Genomic DNA, 22,728 nt, shown 5'->3' on the forward strand with positions numbered 1-22,728 from the left:
GATTCCTCTGCAAAAGCGGTTATTCCGCGGTGATGCCTGCAGCCTTGATCACGGGCGCCCATCGCCCCTGCTCGGCCTTGATCAGCGCGCGGTAGGCATCGGGGGTACTGGACTGGGCGACGCCGCCCTGTTCGGCAAACTTCTCGATGAGGTCGGGGGTGCGCAATGCGGCGGTAACGGCATCGACGATCTTGCGCGCCACATCGTCGGGCAGGCCGCGTGGCGCGACTATGCCGTACGCCCCTGCGGCAAGGACTTTCGGCAGGCCGACCTCGGCCGCCGTGGGCACATCCGGAAGCGCCGCGAGCCGTTTGGTGTCCGTCACCATCAGCGCACGGAGCTTGCCGCCCTTGATCAGGTGCGCAACCGCCGGGACCTCGGCAATGAACATGTCCACCTGTCCACCCATCAGGTCCTGCACGGCGGGCGCGCCGCCCTTGTAAGGCACGTGGCGCAGGCGAATGCCCGCTTCGCGCTGGAATAGCGCGCCAACTACGTGCGTGCTGCTACCCACACCAGCAGACGCAACCGTGAACTTCTCGGGCTCGCGCTTGGCCGCCGCCTGCAGATCGGCGACCGATCTGAATGGCGAGCTGGCATTGACGACCAGCAGGTTGGGGGTGGATACCATCGTGCTCAGGTAAGCCACGTCCTTGAGCGGGTCAAACGGCATCTTGGGAGAAATGAAGGGTGCGTAGACCATAGCGCCCGTGCCGGCCATGCCCAGCGTATAGCCATCCGCCGTGGCACGCGTCACGGCCGAGATGCCCACGAGCCCGCCTGCGCCAGGCCGGTTTTCCACGACGATCGGCTGCCCGAGCCGCGTGCCCATGGACTTGGCAAGCGTGCGCGCCATCACGTCAGCCGGACCACCGGCCGCGAACGGCACCACGAGAACAATCGGCCGATCCGGGTAAGCCGCCTGCGCAGGGGCAACCATCAGCAGGACTGCCGTCCATAGCGAGCACATCATCAGGCGCAACATCATGTCTCCTTTATTAGAACTGCTTCGATATTTGTGGACATAGTATTTTATATCGTTGCGTTTGTCCACTATTTGCGACCTCCTGCCCTTGTTGACGGCGCCGTAAGAAGCAAAAAAGCCGCCCTGTGGGCGGCTCAATGGCTCGTCTTCGCTCCGCTACACAGCCACCGCAGCGCTCAAGGCGGGGCGCGACGGCACATGCGTCGAATCCATCGACTCACAGACCTGCGTACACCATCTTCGTGAACTGAGCTCCGTTGAATACGAAATTCCCCCATTTGGCATCGAAGACCGCCGTCGGCTTTGCGGCAATGATTTCGTCGAGCGACTTTCCTTGCTGCTTCAGCGCTGCAACGTTGTTGCGCACAGTGACCAGCATGTCGCGAAATTCGATCAGTTGCGCTCGCGTGCCGACCGGGCCATGACCAGGGACAACGATCGTGTGGTCGGTCGTGCGCGCGACGGCTTTGTTAGCCCAATCGATGGCGCCATTAATGCTGCCACCGTCCTCATTATCGATATACGGATAAATGCCATTCCAGAATGTGTCCCCCAACGCCAGCACATCGGCACGCTTGAAGTACACCCACAGGTCGCCATCCGTGTGGCCATCCCCTAGATTTTTCACTTCGATCTTGGAGCCCGCGAAAGAAAATGCTTTTTCGTTATCAACCAGGAGCGTTGGACGGGCATCTGCCGGCACCGGATCGAACGTCCAGTTCCATGCGTCAACATGCGTCGTCTCAGTCAAATGCTTGAAGGTGTTCCGGTGCGCTACGATAGTGGCGCCAGCCTCATGCATCCAGGCATTGCCATCGGTATGGTCCCAATGCCAATGCGTGTTCACGACATATTTGAGGCGCGCTGGCCCGATTTTGTCGAGCGCAGTTCGCAGCTTTTCCTGTGATTTGCTAACCCCCGCATCGACCAGGAATTTTCCTTCCTTGCCCGACAGAACCGTGATGTTGCCGCCGGATCCCATCAACACAGTGATATTCCCGCGCAGAGGTTTCACGACGATATCCATTTCTGCACGACGCAAATATCGCGCGCCTGCCCCGGTGTGGAAATAGTCGTTTGGCGTGGCATCCTTGCCTGCCATGGGTTGATTCACAGAGTCGGCAAAAGATACTCCAGAGCCAAGCAGAAGGGTTGCGCCAATCAATATGGATATAAGTAGCCGCCCAGAAAATATACGTGGATTCTCAACAGCCGCGCCAAACCTTACGAATACCTTCATTCCTTAAATCTCCTTGTTAGTGCGAACGCGTGCTGCACCGACATGCCAAGTGCACGCACCCGTAGTCGGCGATAGATGGAATGTCTCTTGGAAATGCGATTGGGAGCTTCGATCATACTGGCGTTGAGCGTGTCTCATATGTCGTATATACCGTCAATTCATGACATTCCCCCTGGGTTTCCGCCACCCCCGCTGACGGCGCGAACCACAACGCAAAACCGCACCGCGGAACGCGCCGTTGGCGTGCGGTACGGTGCGCCCTAGACTCTCCTCACCTTCGCCGGCGTGGTCCGATTTCCGGAATATCAGGGGCGACGGCCAGGAAATCGTCTCCATGAACGCTCAGGCATCCCTGTTCGATCTTCAAGGCCGAGCCGCCTTCATCTCCGGTGCTTCCAGCGGCATTGGGCTCCATACAGCGCGCATGCTCGCGGGCACCGGCGCAGCTGTGGCGTGAAGGGCGCCTACCTGATGGCCCAGGAAGCGGCGCGCCGCATGGTGCAGCGCGGCGAGGGAAGCATCGTCAATATCGCGTCGTCATCAGGGCTGCGTGCCGGTGGCCAGATGTCGAGCTACGGCGCGTCCAAGGCCGCGCTCATTCACCTCACGCAGATCATGGCGCTGGAACTGGCCGGCAAGGGGGTCCGCGTCAACGCGATTGCCCCGGGCAATATCGAGACAGACATGCACGCCGAATTCGCCGGCATCGAGCAAGGCATCCTGAAGCGGATTCCCATGCGACGGTTCGGCAAGCCGTCCGATCTCGACGGCGCCATGCTGCTGCTGGCGTCCGACGCGGGCCGGTACATGACCGGAGCCGTCATACCGGTCGACGGCGGCCAGGTCCTAAGCTGGATGCAGCAACGCTTCTCGCAGTATTCGCAGTACACCAAAACGACAAGGAGACAACCATGTATGACAAGACGCGCACGGCGCTGGCCGGCGTGGTGGGCAGCGCTTTGCTTGCGCTCGCGCCGCTTTGCATCGCCGCGCAGGAATATCCCTCGAAACCGGTTAAGGTCGTCGCGCCATACGCGGCAACGATCCGTGGCTAGCGGCACGCGTTAGACTGCAGGCGAATTCATGATTGGAGGCTTCCATGGCACGCTACTCAACTGCACTGCTTTTCGGGGCGCTATGCGGCGCAAGCGTCCTATCGTCACCCGCCTTTGCCGAGGTGTCGGCTAGCCGAGCAGACGTGGCTCAACGCGGGAGCGACGTGATGCCGTTCTCCCTTGCAGCCACCACGCACATCTTTACCAAGACTGCGGACGGCGGTGTCCAGCGGGTCGTGACGAAACAGACGGACCCTAAACAGGTGGCGCTGATTCGCCAACATCTGGCTGTCATTGCACAGCAGTTCAGCAAGGGAGATTTCGCCGGACCAGAGCATATTCACGGCAAGAACATGCCCGGCCTGGAGGCGCTTCGTGCAGCCAAGCCCGGGGAGTTGAAGATCGACTACCGCGACCTGCCGAACGGTGGAGAGATTTCCTACCGGACCCAACAACCCCGGCTGGTTGCCGCCTTGCATCAGTGGTTTGACGCCCAGTTGTCTGACCATGGCCACGACGCCATGGCAGGCCCCCATTCGGACATGCACCATCATGCATCCGGCATGCCGTCCAAGTCCGAATAGGCTACCGATGGTGAACACGCGTGTCCTGGCGCTCGCTGGGTTCAATCCCGCTGGGCCAGATCACCCACCGTGCTTGTACACCACGTCTCGCGGCGTTACCGAATTAGCAATGCGCCCAGGCGCTTTACCGGCGGTCGATTCGCTCGCTTTCGCCTGCTGCTGCCCGGCATGCTTGGCCGCACGGGCTTTTTCGATGATGTAGAAATCCGGGCCTGCCACTGCCACGACGGAACATGAGAGCGCCATCATGCCGGCACAGACCATAAGGAGGGGTTTCATTAGCTTATCTATGTCATCCCATCGCAACGCCAACCCGTAGATCACGCCAAGTCGCGGTGTTGCGTGAGAGATTACGAGAGTGGTTCGGCGCGCTATCGCGTCATGCGTACTTGGCTGTGAGGTAGTGTATGTCGTGGCAAGCAGGGGATGGACGATATAAAACGATACGTTGAAGTCGTTATTTTCATGCACCACTTGGCGACCACCGTTGGAGGGATCCAACCTACTCGGCTAAGAACCGAGGGGCCAACGCCTTGCGCGAGGCCGGTCGAAGCGAGGCCGGTGCCACCCGTGATGCGTCTGTCAGCACCGCCCTCCTGGCCATTTCGACTAGCTTTGGCCACCTTTAGCGCGAGCTGCCGAAATCGCGGTGTCGCGCTCCTGCGCAGCTGCCTTCTTCGCTTCATTAAACACGCCCTTAGCGTCCTTGACTTTTCGATCATATTCCTTTCGTGCGGCTTGAATTTCCAAGCGCATCTGAACCAGATGATCATTCGTCGAGCTAGTTCCAGGACTGCCCTGCTGAGCCCACGCCATCGTCGAGAGGGCCGCGGTTAGGAAAATGATGCCAGCGATCTTTTTCATGTGCGTGCTTCCAGTCTATGAGAAAGGTGTGAATCCCGAGGGATAGCGAGTGCTACGGTTGCCAAGCCAATATAGAGGGGCAGTTGGGCCGTGGCCTGATCCACATCAAGTATTCGCGAGCGCCCCCAAGCCGGGCGCGTACCACCGAAGTCGTCTCTGGGGCACTCTGATTGGCACCGCCATCCCAAGATGGTGAAGTGCGGGAACGACGTCTAACGGGCGTACACAGTGATACCTCGTAGGTCCCCCCTGCTGCCCATATGAGCGCGCTGTTGCTGGCTGACCAGGAGTGGAGCGATGTCAGCGCTTGCACAGCTGGCGCGATTGCCTATATGATTCGTATATGTTTCATATACGGATAGCACTATGGGCATCGTAAACATCGATGGCGAGTTGCATGACCAGTTGCGCAAGGCAAGCGGCGTGTCATGCCGGTCTATCAACGCTCAGGCAGCGTTCTGGATGAAGATTGGCATGCTGTGCGAATTGAATCCCACGCAAAGCTTCAATGAGATTGTCGCTCGCGAACTGCGGGATGCAGGTGTTGTTGCGCAGAGCTTGAGGGTTGCTTCGTGACCAAGCAACCTGGGGAAATTGCCCTGATGGCCGAATCGGGCAGGTTATTGGCCGACGTTTTTTCTCACTTGGATCGCCTGAATCTGGTCGGAATGTCCACCATGCAGGTCAACGATCTGGTGGACAACTTCATTGTCGACGAACTTCACGCGCGCCCAGCCAGCAAAGGGCAGTATGGGTACGCCTACGCCCTCAATTCCTCCCGTAACAACGTCGTTTGCCACGGCGTTCCGTCCCCCACGGAGATCCTCCAGGACGGCGACATCGTGAATTTCGATATCACGCTGGAGAACAATGGCTACATCGCGGATTCCAGCAAGACGTATCTGATCGGCGAAGTCTCTCCGCTTGCCCAACAACTCGTGCGGGTAACGTATGAAGCGATGTGGAAGGGAATCAAAGCCGTTCGCCCGGGCGCGAGGTTAGGTTATGTGGGGCATGCCATCGAGCGACATGCTCGCCGCAATGGCTACTCAGTCGTACGGGAATACTGCGGGCACGGCATTGGCCGAGAAATGCACGAGCCCCCAGAGGTTCTGCATTGGGGAAAGCCGAACACGGGTCTGGTGCTGAGAGAAGGCATGGTGTTCACCATCGAGCCGATGATCAATCAGGGACGGCATGCGGTTCATACCGAAGACGACGGTTGGACTGTGGTGACGCGTGACGGAAAGCTTTCCGCACAGTTCGAGCACACGGTCGCCGTAACGCGAAACGGCGTTCGGGTGCTGACGCTACGCACGGACGAAAGCGTGCCGAACTGACGCATGGTGATAGGCCACATCAGAAGATGTGCTTCACCCCCATCACCACTCCGGTCTGGTCGACCCCCGCATACCCGGTGCCGCCATTCACCACGCTCAGCGCCGACGCCCCCTTGTTATTCATATAGGAAGCATTGAGATACAGGTCTGTCCGCTTGGACAGGCTGTATAGCGTGGAAATCGCGTAGCTCATCGCGTCGTCCGGGGAATCGCGGCGATCGGTGCGATAGACGCCGGCCCGGAACACCCAGGCTGGGGTAATGTTGTAGGAGCCGCCCAACGAGTACAGGTGGGCGCGCAGGGACGGCGCCGCGATGGTGCCTTGCAGGAAGCGATACCCAACCACCGCCGTGAACGGCCCCGACGACCAGAGCAGGCCAGTGGCATAGCGGCGCTCGACATTGGCCTGGGTGGCGACAGCCGCGCCACGGCGCTGGTCGTAGGCCAGCACCATGCCGAGCTTGCCGATAGTGTAGCTCGTGCCGGCGCTGAGTTCCTGGCCGATGCGCGGCGCCCCGGGCACCTCGGCACCGTTGGCGATATTGGCGTCGTAGCCGGCGCTGTAGAGCCCCGTGATCGTCAGATTGCCGAAGTTGCCGGTGTACTTGACCGCGTTATCGGCCCGATTGGCGAACTGCGCATCCTGTGACAGCAGGCCATAGCTGGTATAGCGGACCGGATCGAACGGCACGAACAGGTCGTAGAGCGTATTGATCTGCCGGCCCAGCGTGACCGTACCCCAGTTGCCGCCCAGACCGACAAAGGCCTGCCGGCCGAACAGCCGCCCGCCCTGCCCTGACGAGCCGGTGTCGCTGTTTACCCCGCTCTCGAGCACGAACACCGCGTTCAGCCCGCCGCCGAGGTCTTCCTTGCCGCGCAGGCCCCAGCGCGAGCCCGTGACGTTGCCCGGCGACAGCCGCGCCACCCCGCCCGAGCCGCCCGGCCCCGCATGGCTCAGGTATTCAATACCGGTATCGACCAATCCGTAAAGCGTCACGGTCGTGGACGCCGTTTGCGCATGGGCGGTGCCCGAAAGCAGGCAAGCCGCGCCCGCCGCCAGCCCGACGAGCTGTCGTGATTTCATCTCTCCTCCGTTGGATTTGTTTTGGTGTTGTGGTGCGGGCTCCGCTTCAGGCCGGACTAGCTCAGCCGCTCCAGCGCGGTCTTGCAATGCGCAGCCCGGCGCGCGTAGTCGTCAGCGTTGAAGGGCAGAACCGTGGCGGCATTCGCTACGTAGGCGGATTCGTCAATCGTGGGCGCGAGCGCGCCGATCTGGTAGAGGGCCATGACTGTCTTCTTATATGGAGGGGATGAAAAAGACCCGCCGGCCCTCATTCGACGGTGACGTTGGCCTTGCGGACCAGCGCCGCGTAGCGGGCGGCCTCGCTGCGGAAGTAGCTCGCGGCGGACTCGGGCGTGCCGGGCTGCACCACGGTGCCCTGCTTCCTGAGCGCTTCCACCACTTCCGGGGTCGTGAAGGCCTTGGCAAACGCGTCGTGCAGGCGGCGCACTTCGGCCGGCGGCAGGTTGGCCGGGCCGACCAGCGCGAACCAGCCCTCCACGTTGTAGCCGGGGAGGCCCTGTTCGGCGATCGTGGCCAGGTCCGGCGCCGCTGGAGTGCGGGTGGCGCCGCAGAGCCCAATCGCGCGCAGCATGCCGCTCTTCAGGTGCGGCTGGATCGACGGCAGCGAGATCACGGTCATCTCCACCTGCCCGGCGATCAGGTCGGTGACCAGCGGCCCGGTGCCCTTGTAGGGCACATGGCGCGCCCGCACGCCCGCGTCGTCGAGGAACATCTCCACGGCCAGGTGGAGGATGGTGCCGTTGCCGGACGAGCCGTAGTTGTAGGCATCCGGCCTGGCCTTGAGCAGCGCCACGAGTTCCTTGACGGACTTCACGGGCATCTTGGGATTGACCACCAGCACCAGCGGCGTGGCCCCTATCACGCTGATCGGCGTCACGTCCTTGATGGCGTCGAACGGCATCGACTTGAACACGCTCGGATTAATCACGTGGTTGTTGGACACCCGCCCGAGCGTGCTGCCGTCCGGCGCGGCCTTGACCACCGCCGCGGCGCCCGTGATGCCGCCCGCGCCGGGCAGGTTCTCGATCACCACGGGCTGACCGAGCGTCTTGCCGAGCGCCGGTGCCGCCGCGCGGGCGATGGCATCGACGCCCGAGCCAGCATGAACGTGGATTCGGCCGTTCGAGACGCCGCGCCTTGCGCAACGTAAAAAAAGCCGTGCGAAGCACGGCTCCAAAAGCACATCGCTACATCAACAGGACTTATCGGATCGGCACGTAAAGGGGCATCGCCTCTTCCCAGATCGTGTCGGTAATGGGCCGCTTGTCGGAGCCATCCGCGTTCATTACCCAGTTCTGGCCGTCAGGCTGGAATGTGAAGTCGTAGAGCGCCACTTCGTCGCGGTAGCCATACACCCCCGAGCTGTACAGGATCCGGTTGTCCCATGTCCATACCGCGTGACCGTCGTTTGCTCCGTGCGTGGTCAGGCGCTTCAGCTCGCTACCGTCCGGCTTGATGGTGAAGACGTCGTAGTTGAATTTATTCGGATTCGTCGGATCGACCAGCTTGCGCGTGAATACGATCTTGCTGCCATCGGGCGACCAACCCGGCGTATTGTCGGGTTCGGTGGTCAGCGTGGTGATGGTGCGGGTATTCACGTCGATGACCCGCAGCCCCACCTCGGACGGGCTCCAGACACGGTAGACGATCTTCGCACCGTCTGGTGAATAGCTTGGGAAGCCGGAGTTGATACTGCCATCGGTCAGGAACTCCGGCATGCCGTTCATGCTGCCGTCGGCCCGAATGCGCGCGATTCGGCCCGGGCCCGCGGCGCGGGTCAGGAACCACTGGCCGACGCCAAACGCCACCCATTTGCGGTCGGGCGACCAGGTCGGCTGGAAGGCACCGGCCAGGCCCTTGGCGATCAGAGACGGGTCCACACCGCTTGTCGCAGGATCGTAGATGCGCGCGTAGCCAGTGAAATCGGGGTTGATGGTTGCGATGGAACCATTGACCGCCTTTTCGGTGTAGACCAGCTTCTGGCGATCGCGCGACAACTGCGGGAATACGTCCGTGTACTTGTAGCTCCATTGCCTGTCGAAGCTGTACAGGTTGGTGCCATTCGTGCGCGCCGGCTGGAATGTCACCCTCTCGTAGATCATGCGTGCACCGTCAGCCGAATAGTTCGGCGAGCGCAGACCTGTGCCTGCGGTGGAGCGGAATGCGCCATTCGTGCTGTAGAGCCCTTCGGTGGCGCCGCCCTTGACGTGATAGACAACCCCGCTGCCCACATACTGAGGGAATACCTTGTAGCCCGGCGCCGAGGTGAGTGTCGTCCTGGCAAGCGTCGACACGTTTACCGAGACGATCTGGGAGCTTACCGTGTTGATCAATTCCGGACGGTGGGCACCCCAGGTAGCCTCCTGCGGCGATTCGTAGAACACCAGGCTCGATCCGTCCGGTGACCACGATGGCGATCCGTCGGCGTAGCCTGGATTGCCGGAAATTTTTCGAAAACCGCCCCCGTCGGGCCGGATCACGTAGATCGCGCTCTCCTGCGTGCGTTCCCAGCCATTGGGCAGATCGTGGCCGCGCCAGTCGGTGCCAACGTCGGAGGACATTGCCAGCCAATGACCGTCCGGCGACCACGACGGCCGGAAATACCCATGCGGCTTCGTCGGATCAAACGGCAGCGAACCGGTCACGTTCTTCAGCGCCCCGCTTGCGATATTGAGTGTCCAGATGTTGGACGTTGCCCAGCCGTCTGCACCCTTGCGCGACGAAACGAAGGCGATCACGTTGGCATCGGTCGGAGAAAACACGGCCTGGTCATCGACGGCGATATGGTCCGTCAGCCGCTGCAATCCCGTACCGTCTACCTTGACACGATAAATGTTGGACTGGCCCAAGCCGTCGCGCTCCGACGTGAAGACGACCCACTGGCCGTCCTTCGAGAATGAGGCGTGATAGTCGAACCCGTTGGTACCCAGGAGCTTGTGCTCGCCGGTTCCATCGGCATTCGACACATACAGTTCGGAACTGACCGGCCCGATGCGATTCAAAAGCAGTTCGCCTTTGACGGAAGAACCGGCCCGCGACGGGACGGCCACAATCGCGCCTACGACGGCTACTAACATCGCGCAAGTCTTAAGAATATGAGTGCGATTCATGAAGCGTTGTCTCCTGTTGTTTTAGAACACGTGCCGGATACCGGCCATGACGGATTGCTCCGAGCCGCCCGGAAGCGGCGGCGTGCCAGGTGGATTCGAACTGACCGGGGAGGCCAGCGTGCCGCCGTTCTTTATCATCGACGCGGACAGATACGCGAGCGTGCGTTTGGAGAATGTGTAGCTGCCGCGCAAGGTAAAGAGCAGCGCCTTATTGGGCGAATCCTCGAACTTGTTCATTGCAACCATGCCGTCGATCGTGAACGCCGTGGCCACAGGCTGCGACGCAACGATCCAGTACAAATTGCTCTTGGGCGTGGCACTACCTTCGTTATCCCGCTTGAGCCACCCGGCCCCCAGTTGGGTCTCGCCCAGTTGCAGATAACCGTTCACGGTCAGGCGGCTGTCGGTCAGGTTCGAATTGGCCAGCCCGCCATACGTTGCCGCGGTGCCGCCGTAGATCCGCTCATAGGCGCTCACGACGCCCCAGCTGCCGCCGTTGTATTTCAGGTACGCCGAGTACTCGCGGCATTGTTTCGCGTCGCCGGCCACTTCGCCCGCGCAGTTCGTCGCAGCTGGGTTGTTAGCGGACGCCGCGTCGCGGCCAAGGCTGTAGTTCACACCGCCACTGATGGGCCCGAATGCACCGCGATACGAGATCGAATTGTCGGCGCGCGCGTTGGGAATGCCCGCATCGAGCACACCCAGGCCTTGCGAGGCAGCCGCGAAGATGTCGGCATCGAGCATGCCGTAGTACCGCATCGTGTACTGTCGCCCAAAGCTGATCGTGCCCCAATCCCCCTGCAAGCCCACCCAGGCTTGGCGGCCAAACATGCGCGACTGGCTCTGGCCACCGGTATCGACCATGATGCCCCCTTCAAGCGTGAAGAGCGCCTTGAGGCCACCGCCCAGATCCTCGACGCCCTTGATGCCCCAGCGCGACGGGGCCCCTCCGTAGCCCATGCGCGCCTGACTGCCGGTCGAATTCGGGCCAGTCTGTGTCCCGTGGATGTACTCCACTCCCAAGTCAATCAGGCCGTACAGCGTGACCGACGTCGGCTGGGGCACGTTCTGCGGCTGCTGCCCCACCTGCGCCGATGCCGGCGCGGCCAGTAACGCCGCACCGCAAGCGCATGCAGCGAACTTCTTCTTCATTGTTGTCTCCTCGATTTTATTGTTGGAGGCAGATTTGTTGGCGCGCCGTCATCGACAGCGGCGGACCTGCTCTTCTTTTGGCACTACAGCTCCATTCCTCTCCCCGACAGCCTCCCTCCGTCCGGACTAGCCCAGGCTGCCAGTCACGTCGTCGAACAATTCGTCCACCGACAGGCGGCGAGGAATAATGCGCTGATCGAGCGCCCAGTCGATCGCCAGCTCGATGCCCTTGCGGTTGGCCTCGAGTCCGACAGGCGGGAACAGGGACGGCACGTCAGCCTGGCGGCGGCTCTCGACAACCATCCGATATAGCTCACGCACGATATCCGGCCGCTGCCTCGAGACGTCCTCATGAACCACGAACATATGGTTGATGGGCACCACACCTTCGCGCGCAAACCAGTCCTTCGCCGCTTCCTGCGCGTTGGGAACGAGCGTACGCACGCGCGGATCCTTCGGCATGTCTTCCCCCAGCAGCGCCGCAGCCAGCTCGCCCTGGAGCATCATGTCGGGGATCGACGATCCCTTGGGCAGGCGCTGACAATTGGCCGGATCGCTGTACTCGGCCAGGTGGCCGTCGTTGAGCGTCATCCACATGACCTTGTCGAGATCCACGCCATACTCGTGGCGCAGAATGCCGCGAATCCACAGCGCAGTGGTCTGTGTGTAGGTGCGCACGCCCACCCTCTTGCCCTCGATATCCTTTGGATCGAGATGACCGAAGTCGATATTGAAGCCGGCGCAGTGGTGCTGGAAGCGCCCCGAGATCGGTGCCGGCAGTAGTACGTACGGCTTGCCGTACGCCTTGGCCTGCAAGAAGGTAACGATCGCCAACTCGCCCGCGTCGAAAGCGTTCTCGCGCACCATGCTCTTGAAGCCGCTGTGCGCCGGCGTCGGACCGCAGAAATCCAGCTTCACCACGTCGGACGACACCTGGCCATCGCGCAACGCTTTGGTTACCGCGTACTCGGCGAGGTTCGTTCGCAGGGTTGGCACCTCGGAAACTGCCATGGTCATGTTCACTCCTTCCGCAGCCGCTCTCCCAGCCGCTTCACTCGAATCGATCCGCGTGGCGAAACACTCGCCACGCTGCCTGGTCAGTAGCCCGCCTGTTCGCGCGCCGCGCCCACCACGCCATAGCTCTTGAGCGGCGCCGACATCAGCAAGCGGTAACCCTCTTCCAGCAGGCGCTTGTGGTTCTTGGCCCCGACGTGCGGGTTGCCCACGACCACCTTGTGCTTGTGGCAGGTCTCCACGATCTGGCGCATTGCGTCGACCACCTCCGGATGGTCGTACTGGCGAGCGAAGCCCAGTTGCTGGCTCAGGTCGCCCTCGCCGATCAGGATGAAGCCGATCCCGGGCACGTTGGCCAGGATGTCGTCGAGGTTCTCGATGGCCTCCGTGCTCTCGCACATCAGGCCGACAAGGAGCTCGCCCTCGGGCGCCAGCGGCCACACGTCGGCCTTCCTGTAGTAGTCAGCCATGCTCAACCCCCAATAGCGCGCGGCGTTGGCGGGGCCGTCGCCACGGATGCCCTTGGGCTCGTACAACGGGGCATGCCTGGGGCGCGCATAGCGGCATGCGGCCACGGCGTTATAGGCCTGATCCACCGTCGAGATGTGCGGCCAGATCACGCCATAGCAGCCGCGGTCCAGCACCTGCTTTGCGAACGACTGGTTCATCTCGGCGCCATTGGCCGGAATGCGCGCGATCGGCGTCACGCCGGGCGCCACCGTGCCTCGCTCGACGATGGCCTTCCGGCTCAGCATGTACTGCATCGCGTCACCCAGCGCGGAGACGTCGTACGGGTTGTGCTCCATCTCGAAGACGACACCGTCATAGGGCGCTTCGCTCATCTCGATGGCCGTCTGGCTGTCAAGCTTGGAGAAGGCTGCGTAGGCAGGCTTGCCCGATTCGAAGGCGCGGATGATGCCGTTGAGGCGGGTATCGTTCATGGTGTGTATCTCTTAAGGAATGTCGGTGAACGGGTGCTGGAGGGCGCTTGTCAGTCCTGCCCCTTCCAGTACATGAAGCCCATACCCTCGCCGGTACCGGCGGGCGTGCGCCAGCACGGGACGTAATCCACCAGCGTCATCTCTGCGCCGGTTTCCTGGACAGCCTTCATGACACTGACGTAGAGCTTGATCTCGGACGTGCCCGACTGATAGGAGCGGTTGTCCACCGCGGCAAGCCCGTCGTAGTCGTACTCGGCCAGCATCTTCATGATGCGGAGGTCAAATTCCTCGTCATTGACGAAATGCGACAGGCCGCCCGAGGCGAAGATGCCAACGCGCACGTCTTCGGGCCATGCGGTTATGGCATCGCGCAGGACTTGGCCGAACTCGATGCAGCGCGACATCGATGGCTGCGTCGGCGGATAGAAGCAGTTCATGACGATGGGCACATGGGGCGGAGGGTTGTCGCCCATGATCTGGTGGTAGACGAAGCTATACGAATGCGGCACCACCGGATACGCGGGCAGCGGCTTCATCCACACGTTGTCGGGCCACGCAAAGAGATCCGTCAGGTCGAAGTTCTCGCGCTGGAAATGCTCGATCAGATAGGTGGCAAGCTTTGGATGGCACTGATGCACCACGTGGTGGTCGGGCGCATACACCGCGCGCTGCGGCGGGCCGTTGTGTACTTCCTCGCCGCTGTAGATCGCTATCGAAGGCGAGAAGTCGGTGAATATTTCCTTCTGGTCCTTCCCGAGGATGATGGCCACATCGATGTCGGCCTCGCGGTAAGCAGCAGCCATCTTATCGAGCGCCACGCGACACCGTGCGGCGCGAGCCGTGCGCTCGTCGAGGGTCAGGTATTTCTCGAACGCCGCCTCGCGATGCGCTTCCAGTTCGGGATAGGTCCAGGTGCGGTTGCGGAACCAGAGCTCAGGGTTGGCGCGGTCGCGCTCGCCGTTCCTGAGCCAGTCCTCCGGCGGTTGCCCCAGCATGCCACTGTGGGGAACTGCCATCCCAAATACGATTTTCGCCATAAGAATAGTTCAGCAGGTTGATTGGATTCGTTGAGGGTTCATGCCTCGGCAGCGCGCGGCGCGTCGGGAGTCGTCGCCAGTTTCGGTGCCCATTCCGGGCGAAACAGGATGGCTGTGGCCAGCGCGCCAATCACGAGGAAGACCAGGATGACGAGCATTGGCAGGTCATAGCTGCCCGTGATATGCAACAGCCAGCCCGACAGGCTTGCCGCTACCCCGCCGGCCAGGCTCGTGGCCACTTGCTGCACGCCGGTGACCAATCCGATGGCTTGCTTCGGAATCAATGTCAGGCGCGACAGCGCCAGGTTGTTGGCAGTCGTCAGCCCCAGCAAGGAGAGCGACAGCACATTCCAGAACAGCGCCATGTCGAGCGATCTGGCCTGCGCGCCAAGCAGGACGGTGCAGCCGCCGATGAATCCCGCGACAATGAATGCCTTGCGAACGCGTATGGCGTCGTGGCCATGGGCGATGACGCGGTCCGCTGCCCAACCTGCTACAGCCGCTACGATTGCGATGCCTGCAAAGCTGACGAAGGTGTACAGCCCAGATTCCTTGAGCGAAAGGCCGCGCTGCTCCACAAGGTAGGCGGGCATCCAACTCATGCAGTAGAAGGTGAAATACCCGTAGCAGAAGTTCGTGATCAGACCACCCCAGACCACAGGACTGACCAGGATTCTGCCCAGCGTAACGGCACTGGCTTTGCGGTTCGCGACGGCCAGCTCGGCTTTTGACGGAAAATCATTGCGCACCAGCAGCAGCCACGGTGCCAGCCAGATCAGGCCCGCCACGCCCGTGGCGATGAACATAAACTGCCACGAATAGTTGACGATGAGCCAGGCGCCGACGGGCGCGCCGATGGCCGGGCCGAACTTGTTTCCCATGGCCAGCAGTCCCACGGCCAGGCCATTCTGGCTTTCATCGAAGTTGTTGCGAATCCACCGGTAGCTGGCGGGAATGACAATCGCCTCGGTCATGCCGACGATGAGCCGCATCACGACCAGTCCAGTGAGCGCGGTAACCGCGCCCATCATTGCCGTGGCCACACACCACGCGGCAAAGCAGATGGCATAGGGCCACTTCACGCCATAGCGGTCCGCCACCCAGCCCATCGGCACCTGGAACAGGCCGTAGGTCCAAAAAAAGGCCGAGTTGATCCAGCCACGATCTACGCTGGACAGTGAAAATTGCTTGACGAAGGCTGCATCGGCCAGTGCCGACGAAATGCTGGTGCGGTCGACGAAGGAAATCAGTACGCCGACGGCCAGGAGGGCGAGGATGGCCCAGCGGCCCACCGTCTGCTGCCTTGCGGGTAGGGTTGTCTCCATTTGCGCTTTATTCTTCAAATGCACTGCGATACTTCATGCCGCCGCAGACGGATCGACCGAACCGCTTCAATCCGTCCATGGCGGTCCCTTCCCCGCCACACCGACGCCTCAGGCAAGGCTCGGGTAGAGCCTTTGTGCGGTCTTGCCGAATACCCACGCGCGCTCGGCCTCGTTCAGGCAGGCCAGGCCCTCGCGCGCCGTGGCGAGAATTTCGGTCAACGTGCCCGGCGAAGTCGGGAAGTTCGAGCCCCACGCCAGCCGGCCGGCACCGAATTCATCCACCACGCGTGGGAAGAAGGTCTCGGCGCTTGCCTTTTCCTTCTTCACATCGCCGAAGATTCGTGGCGTGAGCTTCAGATAGATGTTCTCCAGCGGGGCCAGGTCGAACAAGCTCTGTGCCTTGGCATAGGGCGGGCCATCCGCCACCTCCGGGCGGCCCAGGTGATCGAGGAGAATGCGCACCTGCGGAAAGCGCCTCGCCAGCGCGGTCACCTGCGGCAGGCCGATCGGCCCGGTTTGGATGCACATCGTCAGACCCATCTCGCCACAGAGCTCCCACGCCGGGAAGGTGCGCGGATCGTCGAGTTCACTCGGATCAAACTCCTTGGTGCTCCCGCCGGTGAACAGGCGCAGTCCGGCCAGACCGCGCTCCACCCATTCGCGAATGCGCTGCGGCGCGTCCGGCTGCAGCACATCGACCGAGCCGACGGCCACCAGTCGGTTCGCGTACTGCTTGCAGCCATCGACCACATAGCTGTTGTCAAAGCCGTATGTTGTGGACGAGTGCACAACTGCGGCCTTGGCGACGCCCGCGGCATTCATGGCCGCGATCAGCGTCTGGACCGTGGTCGGTCGCTCCTTGGACCACTCCGAGCGCTTGCCGAACAACGGTGCCGGCGGATAGCGCGTTTCATCGTCGGAAATGATGTGCGGATGAATATCGATGATCTGCGGAATCTGTTCCGTCATGACGGTCTCCGGTCCTTACTTGCCGAATGCTTTGAGACGAGCATCCAGTCGGGGGTACACGCGCCGCGCATTGCCTTCGAAGATCTTGTGGCGGTCGGCATCGGTCAACGCCGGGCAGGCGTCGAGGTAGCGCTTCGTGTCATCGAAGTTTTGGCCCGTGTCCGGGTCCTTGCCACGCACTGCGCCGATCATCTCGGAGCCGAACAGTACGTTGTCTGCCGGGATGACCTTGGTCAGCAGTTCCACACCGGGCTGGTGGTACACGCACGAATCAAAGAAGATGTTGTCGAGCAACCCTTCCAGCGGGCGCTCGCGCATTTCCAGCGACATGCCGCGATAGCGACCCCAGTGATACGGAACGGCACCGCCGCCGTGCGGGATCACAAAGCGCAGTGTCGGGAAGTCCTTGAAGAGGTCGCCTTGCAGCAGTTGCATGAACACCGAGGTATCGGCGTTCAGGTAGTGAGCGCCCGTCCCGTGCGTGCACGGGTTGCAAGATGCAGCCACGTGGATCATCGCCGGGACGTCGAGGTCGACCAGAGCCTCGTACAACGGATACCAGGAGCGATCCGTCATGGGCACGCCCGTCCAATAGCCGCCCGAGGGGTCCGGATTGAGATTGCAGCCCACGAAGCCGAGCTGCTCCACGCAACGTCGCAGTTCGGGAACGCAGTTCGCAGGATCGGCGCCGGGCGCCTGAGGGAGTTGGCATACCGGCGCAAAGTTTTCCGCATACATCTCAGTGACCCGATACACCAGGTCGTTCGAGATTTCGGCCCACTCCAGGCTCGTGCGCTCATTGCCGAGGTGATGGCTCATCAGGCCTGCGATCGGCGAGAACAGGGTCAAGTCGCTGCCGCGCTCGCGCTGCAGGCGCAGTTGACCGTTGCCGACGCCTTCGCGGATCTCGTCGTCTGACACGTGTGCGGCCGAGCGCGCTGGTGCGTTGGCGGGGTCATTGGCGAACTCCACCTGCTTGGCGCGCCACGCGCGGAACGAGGCGGGGACGGTCGTAAAATGACCGTGGCAATCGATAATCATGGTCTTTCCGTGTGAGTCTGGGAACAAGGAGAACGGGCAATCTGCGCGCACTAGCGAGCTAGCGGGTCCACGAACAGTTCGTGGATCGCCATGCGGCGCGGGGTCAGGCCCTGCTTGAACGCCGTGGCTTCCAGGGCTTCGATCGTCTTCAAGTTTTCGGCCAGACCGTATGGCAGCGGGTCGTGGCCGACGATCTTGCGCAGCTCGATGTACTTCTTGTCGGAGGCGGCGGTGGCTTCTCCGGCGTCCAGCCGGACCAACCATTCCTGCTTGGCCTGTGCGAAGGCGTCGAAGATCGACTTCGCGATCCACGGGTGCTCCGCCAGGACCGAATCCTTGACGACGATCGTGCCGTGCATCGGATAGACACCGCTGCGGGCGTAGTACTCGGACTCCAGTTCGGATGCGTTCGGAAACAGATCCGGATAGTCGGCCTCGACCTCCTTCCAACCACCGGTCGGCGCGCCGGTGCGGCCGATGCCGGCGGCCGCGGCGAATCCGGCCGACAGTTCGGCCTTGGCCATCATGTCGGCCAGCGAGCTGCCTGCCGGTGCACGGACCACGTTCGACGGCAGCGCGAGTTGGGTGACGTGTTCCTCGTCGTCGACCACCCAGGTCACCCTGGATGCATCCAGGCCGAACTCGTCGATCAGCACCTGACGGGTCCAGACGCCCGTCGTAACCGAGTAGGCTCGCACCCCCACCTTCTTGCCTTCGAGATCCTTGGGATGGCGGATGTCGGCATCAGGACGCACCAGTAGCCCGCCATGATGGAAACGGCGCACCACGAAGATTGGCAAGCCCACAAACGGCGCGCCATGAGCACGGGCGATGATGTAGGTGGTGGGTGCCAGTTCGCATACATCGAACTCGACGTCACGCACCATGCGGCGGAAGGCACCGATCTGTGGCTGTACCGTGATGAACTCGGCGTCCACGCCTTCAATGGGAATGGAGCCGTTGCGAATGGCCGACGTATGCGGGTGCTCCGCAATCGCTATCTTGAGCGGGACTTTCTTTGCCAACTGTTTCTCCTTTGGTATCTCGCGCCCGGCGGCCAGATCACGGTGTGGCGCCGGACGTGTCGTGGCGATGGAGAGCAAGAATATTGAGCAGGGTGCGCAGCGTCCCTACACAAAAGACAGATTCACTGGGACTTTTTTGAGTGGGTGCGCAGACGAGGCACAATGACCCCCATGCCGGCGCTGCCGGCAGGCAAGGGAATTCCCGAGGCCGGACAGGAAGTGCCAGAAAAGCAGCGTTTTGTGCAAGGACGAGCGTCCACACCGTCGCCTACGCTTGCGCGCTCACTCATGAACTTCACAACAAGAAAATGACGCAGCCCCTTCGGAGGAAGACATTGGTGCGATGCGCGGTGATGGCCATGGTGGCTGTGCTCTCCCCACCAGTTGCGTCAGCCGTTGCCGCCGCAGCCTCATCAACTGAGACTGCGCATACCGAACTCGTATATGTCGGCATGCAGGAGCGCCAGATCCGCGCGTTGCGCTTCAATGCGTCCACTGGAATACTTGCGGCGATCGGCCCGGTCGCCGAAGGCTTGCGCTCGACCTGGACCATTGCCCATCCGACACTGCCCGTGTTGTACGCGGTCGACGATGACAATACGCGCGAAGGCAGTGTGACCGCGTTTTCGGTGGATCGCGCGACGGGTGGGCTCACGCGACTGAACGAGGTAGCCAGCGGTGGCAGTGGTACCACATATCTGTCGCTTGATGTCCCGTCGATGACGCTGCTGGCGGCCAATTTCGGCGGTGGATCGACCTCCAGCATTGAGGTGAATGGAGATGGCAGCCTCGGTGCACGTGCCTCGACGATCAGGGAAACTGGCTCGGGGCCACATCGGCGACAGACGAGTGCCCATGCACACGGGATCGTGATTGATCCTTCCGGCCGCTATGCGCTGGTGTCCGATCTCGGAGCCGATCGCGTTTTTATCTACGGCTTCGACCGTGCCACACACGAGATGTCGCGAGACGACTCGGCGAACCCGCCGCCATTCATCGCAGCGCCCGGCAGTGGGCCGCGCCATATGGCTTTCGCGCCGAACGGACGTTACGCTTACCTGCTGAACGAGTTGACCGCCGAAATCGTGACGCTGCGCTGGGACGCCGTTCACGGCTCGTTGACTCAACTACAATCGCAACCGATCAGCAGCCGATCCTTCGAGGGTGTGAAGAGTGGTGCGGAAGTGGTGTTGAGCCATGACGGCCGCTTCGTCTACGTGGCCGATCGCGGAGAGAACACGTTGCTCATCTATCGCGTCCAGCCCGATACGGGCGAATTGTCCCTGGTGCAGCGCGCCAGCTCGGGCGGCGAGCGCCCGTGGCATTTCGCCATACACGCCTCGGGAAAGTGGATGCTGGTAGCCAACCAGCGCAGCGGGAAGGTCAATGTGTTCAGCATCGATCCGACTTCTGGCAGGCTGACCGACACCGGGCACTTCGCTGAAATCCCATCGCCTGTCAGCTTGACCTTTGTGAAGTAGGCTGCTGACGCGCCGCTAGCCGAAATTGGCTAGGAGTCTGACCGACTTCCTTGCGAAAGAACCGCGTGAAATACGCGGCGTCGGCAAATCCTAACCAGAATGCGATCTGCTCCACGGACATGTCCCCGAATATCAGGCTGCGCTTGGCTTCCGTGACAATGCGCGCGTGGATAAGCTTGGTGGGGCTCTGCCCCGTGGCCGACGCACAGGCCGCTCGCAATTGCACGAGCGACACCGCGAGCTTGGACGCATAGTCCTGCAGCGAGAGGTTGTCGCGGTAGTGTCGGTCGATAAGTTCGCGAAAGCGCTCGGCCAAGCGAACATCTTGTCGTGTAGCACTGTCGCTGCCTATGTGATCCAGGCTCGTGGCGCGCACCAGCGTCAGCAGTAGCGTTGTCAGCAACGCTTCCACGCCGACGACATGACCAACCGCCTGCGACTGGATTTCTTGCTCGAGACTGCGGATCAGCCGATGGAACTCGATCTGCGCGTCGGCAGAATCCGCCAGCGAGATCATGCGCGGCGATGACCAGAGCTGGACGAACGCCTGCAGTTTTGCATTGAGCTGGGCCAGGTAGGTGACATCGATAGTGACGACCCACCGGTCGACATCGACTTCGTAGTCCAGGCCATGCACGCATTCGGTTGGCAACAGCAAGGCACAAGGTCCTTCGAACGGTACGCTGGAGCCTTCCAGGTTCATCAAGCCCTTGCCACTGCGCACGAAGATCACCTGTCCGTAGGCCGGATGCGCATGCGGCTCGGTCTTCCAGCGACCACGCTCGGTGACATGGCCGACATTGACGAACCAGTTATCCTTGTTCTCCGGACGCTCCACATACAGACGGACCTTCGGAACACTCGCAGTGGTTCCAGTCCTGCCTTCCCATCCGCCTTGGTATCTTGACTTTGTATTTTCGGTCATGCTGTCTCCATCTCAGCGACTGTCAAACAAGAATCGCTGCGGCATCATTCTAGACCCGAAACGACTCGACGGCCTAGGTCATGGAGTTGCCCCTGACTGTGCCGACCTTGAGCCACCCTCCGGGGAAGCCCCAATTTCAGCGGCCCGCCGAAATAAAATAGTCCTGGGGAATCTGGCCTTTGTGCAGGGACGCCTCGACGGTCAGTAGGTATCCTGCCTCCAGCAACACGAACCGCCCACAAGAACAAGCCGTGCCATCAAGCACCAAGGCAATGGAGACCAACCAATTGAAACAATCGGCAATCGAGAATCGCTGGGGCATTCTCGTGCTTCTTGCGTTCGGCCTGCTCATCTCATTCGTCGACCGCACGAGCCTGTCGTCGGCCCTGGCTGACAGCCGCTTTGTCCGCGAATTTGCGCTGACTAACGTCGAGCGGGGTTGGCTCAACTCGGCCGTGTTCTGGACATATGGTCTTTTTCAGATGCCCATGGGCTGGCTGGTCGACCGCTATGGCGTGAAATGGCCTTACGCGATTTGCTTTGTGTTGTGGTGTCTGGCAGCAGCGGCAACCGGACTGGTGACGACGCTTGCGGCCCTCATCGTGATGCGCCTGATCATCGGCATGGCAGAAGCCATCGTGATTCCAGCAACATACCGCTACCTGGCCAACCATTTTGAGGAAACCCGGAAAGGCACGGCACTCGGCATATTCTCGATCGGTGGCAAGATGGGCCCCGCGCTCGGCGCACCAATCGCGGCCTGGATCATCGTTTCCTACTCCTGGCAGACGATGTTCATTGTGACGGGCCTGGTTGGCATGATTTGGCTAGTGCCTTGGTTGCGGATGGTCCGGAACGATTATCCCTCGAAGGACCAGCTTGCCATTGCGGTACAGCGCGCGTCCACGGTGCCTCTGCGGAACCTCGTATCCAGTCCAGTCGTCTGGGGCGGGTTGATCAACAACTTCTGTTACAGCTATTTCGCCTTCTATTGCATGACCTGGATGCCTGCCTACCTAGTCGAGCAGCGAGGTCTCACGCTTGCGCGCTCGGGGCTCTATACGTTCTTCAGCTTCGCCGGGATTGCAGTCGTTGCAGCCGTCGCGGGGTGGGCGGCCGACCGAATCATCGCAGGCGGGAAAGACGCGGTTACCGTCCGGAAAACGTTCATCGTTGCCGGTTTCCTCGGTGGCACCACTGTTCTACTCGGCGCCCGGGCGGCCTCGCTCGAAGCAGCATTGTTCTGGAACGTCGTATCGCTCTCATTGCTTGGGCTTGTTACCGCCAACAACCTCGCCCTTTGCAAGCTAACCCTGATTCCAAAACAGGCAGTCGGGCTAAACACCGGCCTTCAGCAAGTTGCGACCAGCCTGGCCGGCGGTGTTTCGGCTAGCCTTTCAGGCTGGCTTCTTCACGTTGGCAAGAGCTACGAGCTGCCCATGATGGCGATATTTGTCTTCCTGCTGACAGGGGCGGCAAGCACAATGCTATTGCTACGACGCCAGTGGGCGCCCAGAGTGAACAAGCATGTGGATTTCGCCGCTGCCGGGAGTTAA

General features: G+C 61.6%; 22 protein-coding genes and 1 pseudogene. 6 read left to right on the forward strand and 17 right to left on the reverse strand.

Features of this window, described 5'->3' with window-relative positions:
• Positions 1–19 precede the first annotated feature (19 nt).
• Both AB4120_RS16605 and AB4120_RS16610 read right to left on the reverse strand, forming a co-directional pair.
• A complete protein-coding gene (locus tag AB4120_RS16605) occupies positions 20–1,054 on the reverse strand; it encodes a Bug family tripartite tricarboxylate transporter substrate binding protein (RefSeq protein WP_441642588.1) in 1,035 nt (344 codons plus the stop codon).
• 148 nt (positions 1,055–1,202) lie between these two features.
• Entirely contained in the window at positions 1,203–2,225 is a 1,023-nt protein-coding gene (locus AB4120_RS16610) for an MBL fold metallo-hydrolase (RefSeq protein ID WP_187645285.1), read from the reverse strand.
• 453 nt (positions 2,226–2,678) lie between these two features.
• Here AB4120_RS16610 and AB4120_RS16615 point away from each other — a divergent pair, with 453 nt between their 5' ends.
• Positions 2,679–3,293 carry an SDR family NAD(P)-dependent oxidoreductase gene (locus AB4120_RS16615; RefSeq protein ID WP_262389866.1) on the forward strand — a complete coding sequence of 205 codons (615 nt, stop codon included), beginning with the start codon at positions 2,679–2,681 and terminating at the stop codon, positions 3,291–3,293.
• Positions 3,294–3,324: 31 nt separating this feature from the next.
• A complete protein-coding gene (locus AB4120_RS16620; RefSeq protein ID WP_149138315.1) occupies positions 3,325–3,864 on the forward strand; it encodes an aspartate carbamoyltransferase in 540 nt (179 codons plus the stop codon).
• A gap of 60 nt (positions 3,865–3,924) precedes the next feature.
• On the opposite strand, the gene AB4120_RS16625 is transcribed toward AB4120_RS16620, so the two are convergent.
• Entirely contained in the window at positions 3,925–4,143 is a 219-nt protein-coding gene (locus tag AB4120_RS16625) for a hypothetical protein (protein WP_441642589.1), read from the reverse strand.
• 330 nt (positions 4,144–4,473) lie between these two features.
• Positions 4,474–4,728 (reverse strand): hypothetical protein, encoded by a 255-nt coding sequence (locus AB4120_RS16630; RefSeq protein ID WP_149138317.1) that lies wholly within the window; start codon positions 4,726–4,728, stop codon positions 4,474–4,476.
• A gap of 366 nt (positions 4,729–5,094) precedes the next feature.
• Here AB4120_RS16630 and AB4120_RS16635 point away from each other — a divergent pair, with 366 nt between their 5' ends.
• Both AB4120_RS16635 and map read left to right on the forward strand, forming a co-directional pair.
• Positions 5,095–5,304, forward strand: a complete 210-nt coding sequence (locus AB4120_RS16635) for a ParD-like family protein (RefSeq protein WP_149138318.1) — start codon at positions 5,095–5,097, stop codon at positions 5,302–5,304.
• A complete protein-coding gene (gene map, locus AB4120_RS16640; protein ID WP_149138319.1) occupies positions 5,301–6,068 on the forward strand; it encodes a type I methionyl aminopeptidase in 768 nt (255 codons plus the stop codon). Before AB4120_RS16635 ends, map begins: the two co-directional genes overlap by 4 nt.
• A 19-nt stretch (positions 6,069–6,087) precedes the next feature.
• Here map and AB4120_RS16645 read toward each other — a convergent pair whose 3' ends face one another.
• The 12 genes and pseudogenes from AB4120_RS16645 to AB4120_RS16700 form a co-directional block, all read right to left on the reverse strand.
• Entirely contained in the window at positions 6,088–7,152 is a 1,065-nt protein-coding gene (locus AB4120_RS16645; RefSeq protein ID WP_149138320.1) for a porin, read from the reverse strand.
• 56 nt (positions 7,153–7,208) lie between these two features.
• Positions 7,209–7,355, reverse strand: coding sequence for a hypothetical protein (locus AB4120_RS16650; protein ID WP_187645286.1), 147 nt, complete (start codon positions 7,353–7,355; stop codon positions 7,209–7,211).
• 44 nt (positions 7,356–7,399) lie between these two features.
• Positions 7,400–8,260, reverse strand: a pseudogene (locus tag AB4120_RS16655) (tripartite tricarboxylate transporter substrate-binding protein); the annotation flags it as partial.
• 94 nt (positions 8,261–8,354) lie between these two features.
• Entirely contained in the window at positions 8,355–10,262 is a 1,908-nt protein-coding gene (locus tag AB4120_RS16660) for a hypothetical protein (RefSeq protein WP_441642590.1), read from the reverse strand.
• A gap of 21 nt (positions 10,263–10,283) precedes the next feature.
• Positions 10,284–11,414 (reverse strand): porin, encoded by a 1,131-nt coding sequence (locus AB4120_RS16665; RefSeq protein ID WP_441642591.1) that lies wholly within the window; start codon positions 11,412–11,414, stop codon positions 10,284–10,286.
• Positions 11,415–11,540: 126 nt separating this feature from the next.
• Complete coding sequence (locus AB4120_RS16670) at positions 11,541–12,431, reverse strand: phosphate ABC transporter substrate-binding protein (protein WP_441642592.1); 891 nt, start codon at positions 12,429–12,431, stop codon at positions 11,541–11,543.
• A gap of 80 nt (positions 12,432–12,511) precedes the next feature.
• On the reverse strand, positions 12,512–13,369 hold the full coding sequence (locus tag AB4120_RS16675) for an HpcH/HpaI aldolase family protein (protein WP_149138322.1): 858 nt from the start codon (positions 13,367–13,369) through the stop codon (positions 12,512–12,514).
• Between the two features lie 50 nt (positions 13,370–13,419).
• Positions 13,420–14,406 (reverse strand): protocatechuate 3,4-dioxygenase, encoded by a 987-nt coding sequence (locus AB4120_RS16680; RefSeq protein ID WP_149138323.1) that lies wholly within the window; start codon positions 14,404–14,406, stop codon positions 13,420–13,422.
• Between the two features lie 38 nt (positions 14,407–14,444).
• Positions 14,445–15,731: an MFS transporter gene (locus AB4120_RS16685; RefSeq protein ID WP_149139311.1), complete on the reverse strand. Its 1,287-nt coding sequence runs from the start codon at positions 15,729–15,731 to the stop codon at positions 14,445–14,447.
• A 108-nt stretch (positions 15,732–15,839) separates the two neighbouring features.
• Positions 15,840–16,700: an amidohydrolase family protein gene (locus AB4120_RS16690; protein WP_187645287.1), complete on the reverse strand. Its 861-nt coding sequence runs from the start codon at positions 16,698–16,700 to the stop codon at positions 15,840–15,842.
• A 15-nt stretch (positions 16,701–16,715) separates the two neighbouring features.
• Entirely contained in the window at positions 16,716–17,741 is a 1,026-nt protein-coding gene (locus tag AB4120_RS16695) for an amidohydrolase family protein (RefSeq protein ID WP_441642593.1), read from the reverse strand.
• Between the two features lie 50 nt (positions 17,742–17,791).
• Entirely contained in the window at positions 17,792–18,766 is a 975-nt protein-coding gene (locus AB4120_RS16700) for a PhnD/SsuA/transferrin family substrate-binding protein (RefSeq protein ID WP_149139313.1), read from the reverse strand.
• 359 nt (positions 18,767–19,125) lie between these two features.
• Here AB4120_RS16700 and AB4120_RS16705 point away from each other — a divergent pair, with 359 nt between their 5' ends.
• Positions 19,126–20,247 carry a lactonase family protein gene (locus AB4120_RS16705; protein WP_262389870.1) on the forward strand — a complete coding sequence of 374 codons (1,122 nt, stop codon included), beginning with the start codon at positions 19,126–19,128 and terminating at the stop codon, positions 20,245–20,247.
• Here AB4120_RS16705 and AB4120_RS16710 read toward each other — a convergent pair.
• A complete protein-coding gene (locus AB4120_RS16710) occupies positions 20,225–21,172 on the reverse strand; it encodes a helix-turn-helix domain-containing protein (protein WP_149138325.1) in 948 nt (315 codons plus the stop codon). The two genes, AB4120_RS16705 and AB4120_RS16710, sit on opposite strands and share 23 nt — an antisense overlap.
• Before the next feature lie 272 nt (positions 21,173–21,444).
• Between AB4120_RS16710 and AB4120_RS16715 the strand changes: the two genes are divergently transcribed.
• Positions 21,445–22,728: an MFS transporter gene (locus AB4120_RS16715; RefSeq protein WP_149138326.1), complete on the forward strand. Its 1,284-nt coding sequence runs from the start codon at positions 21,445–21,447 to the stop codon at positions 22,726–22,728.

This window comes from Cupriavidus sp. 2KB_3, assembly GCF_052115685.1.
Lineage (GTDB): Bacteria > Pseudomonadota > Gammaproteobacteria > Burkholderiales > Burkholderiaceae > Cupriavidus > Cupriavidus campinensis.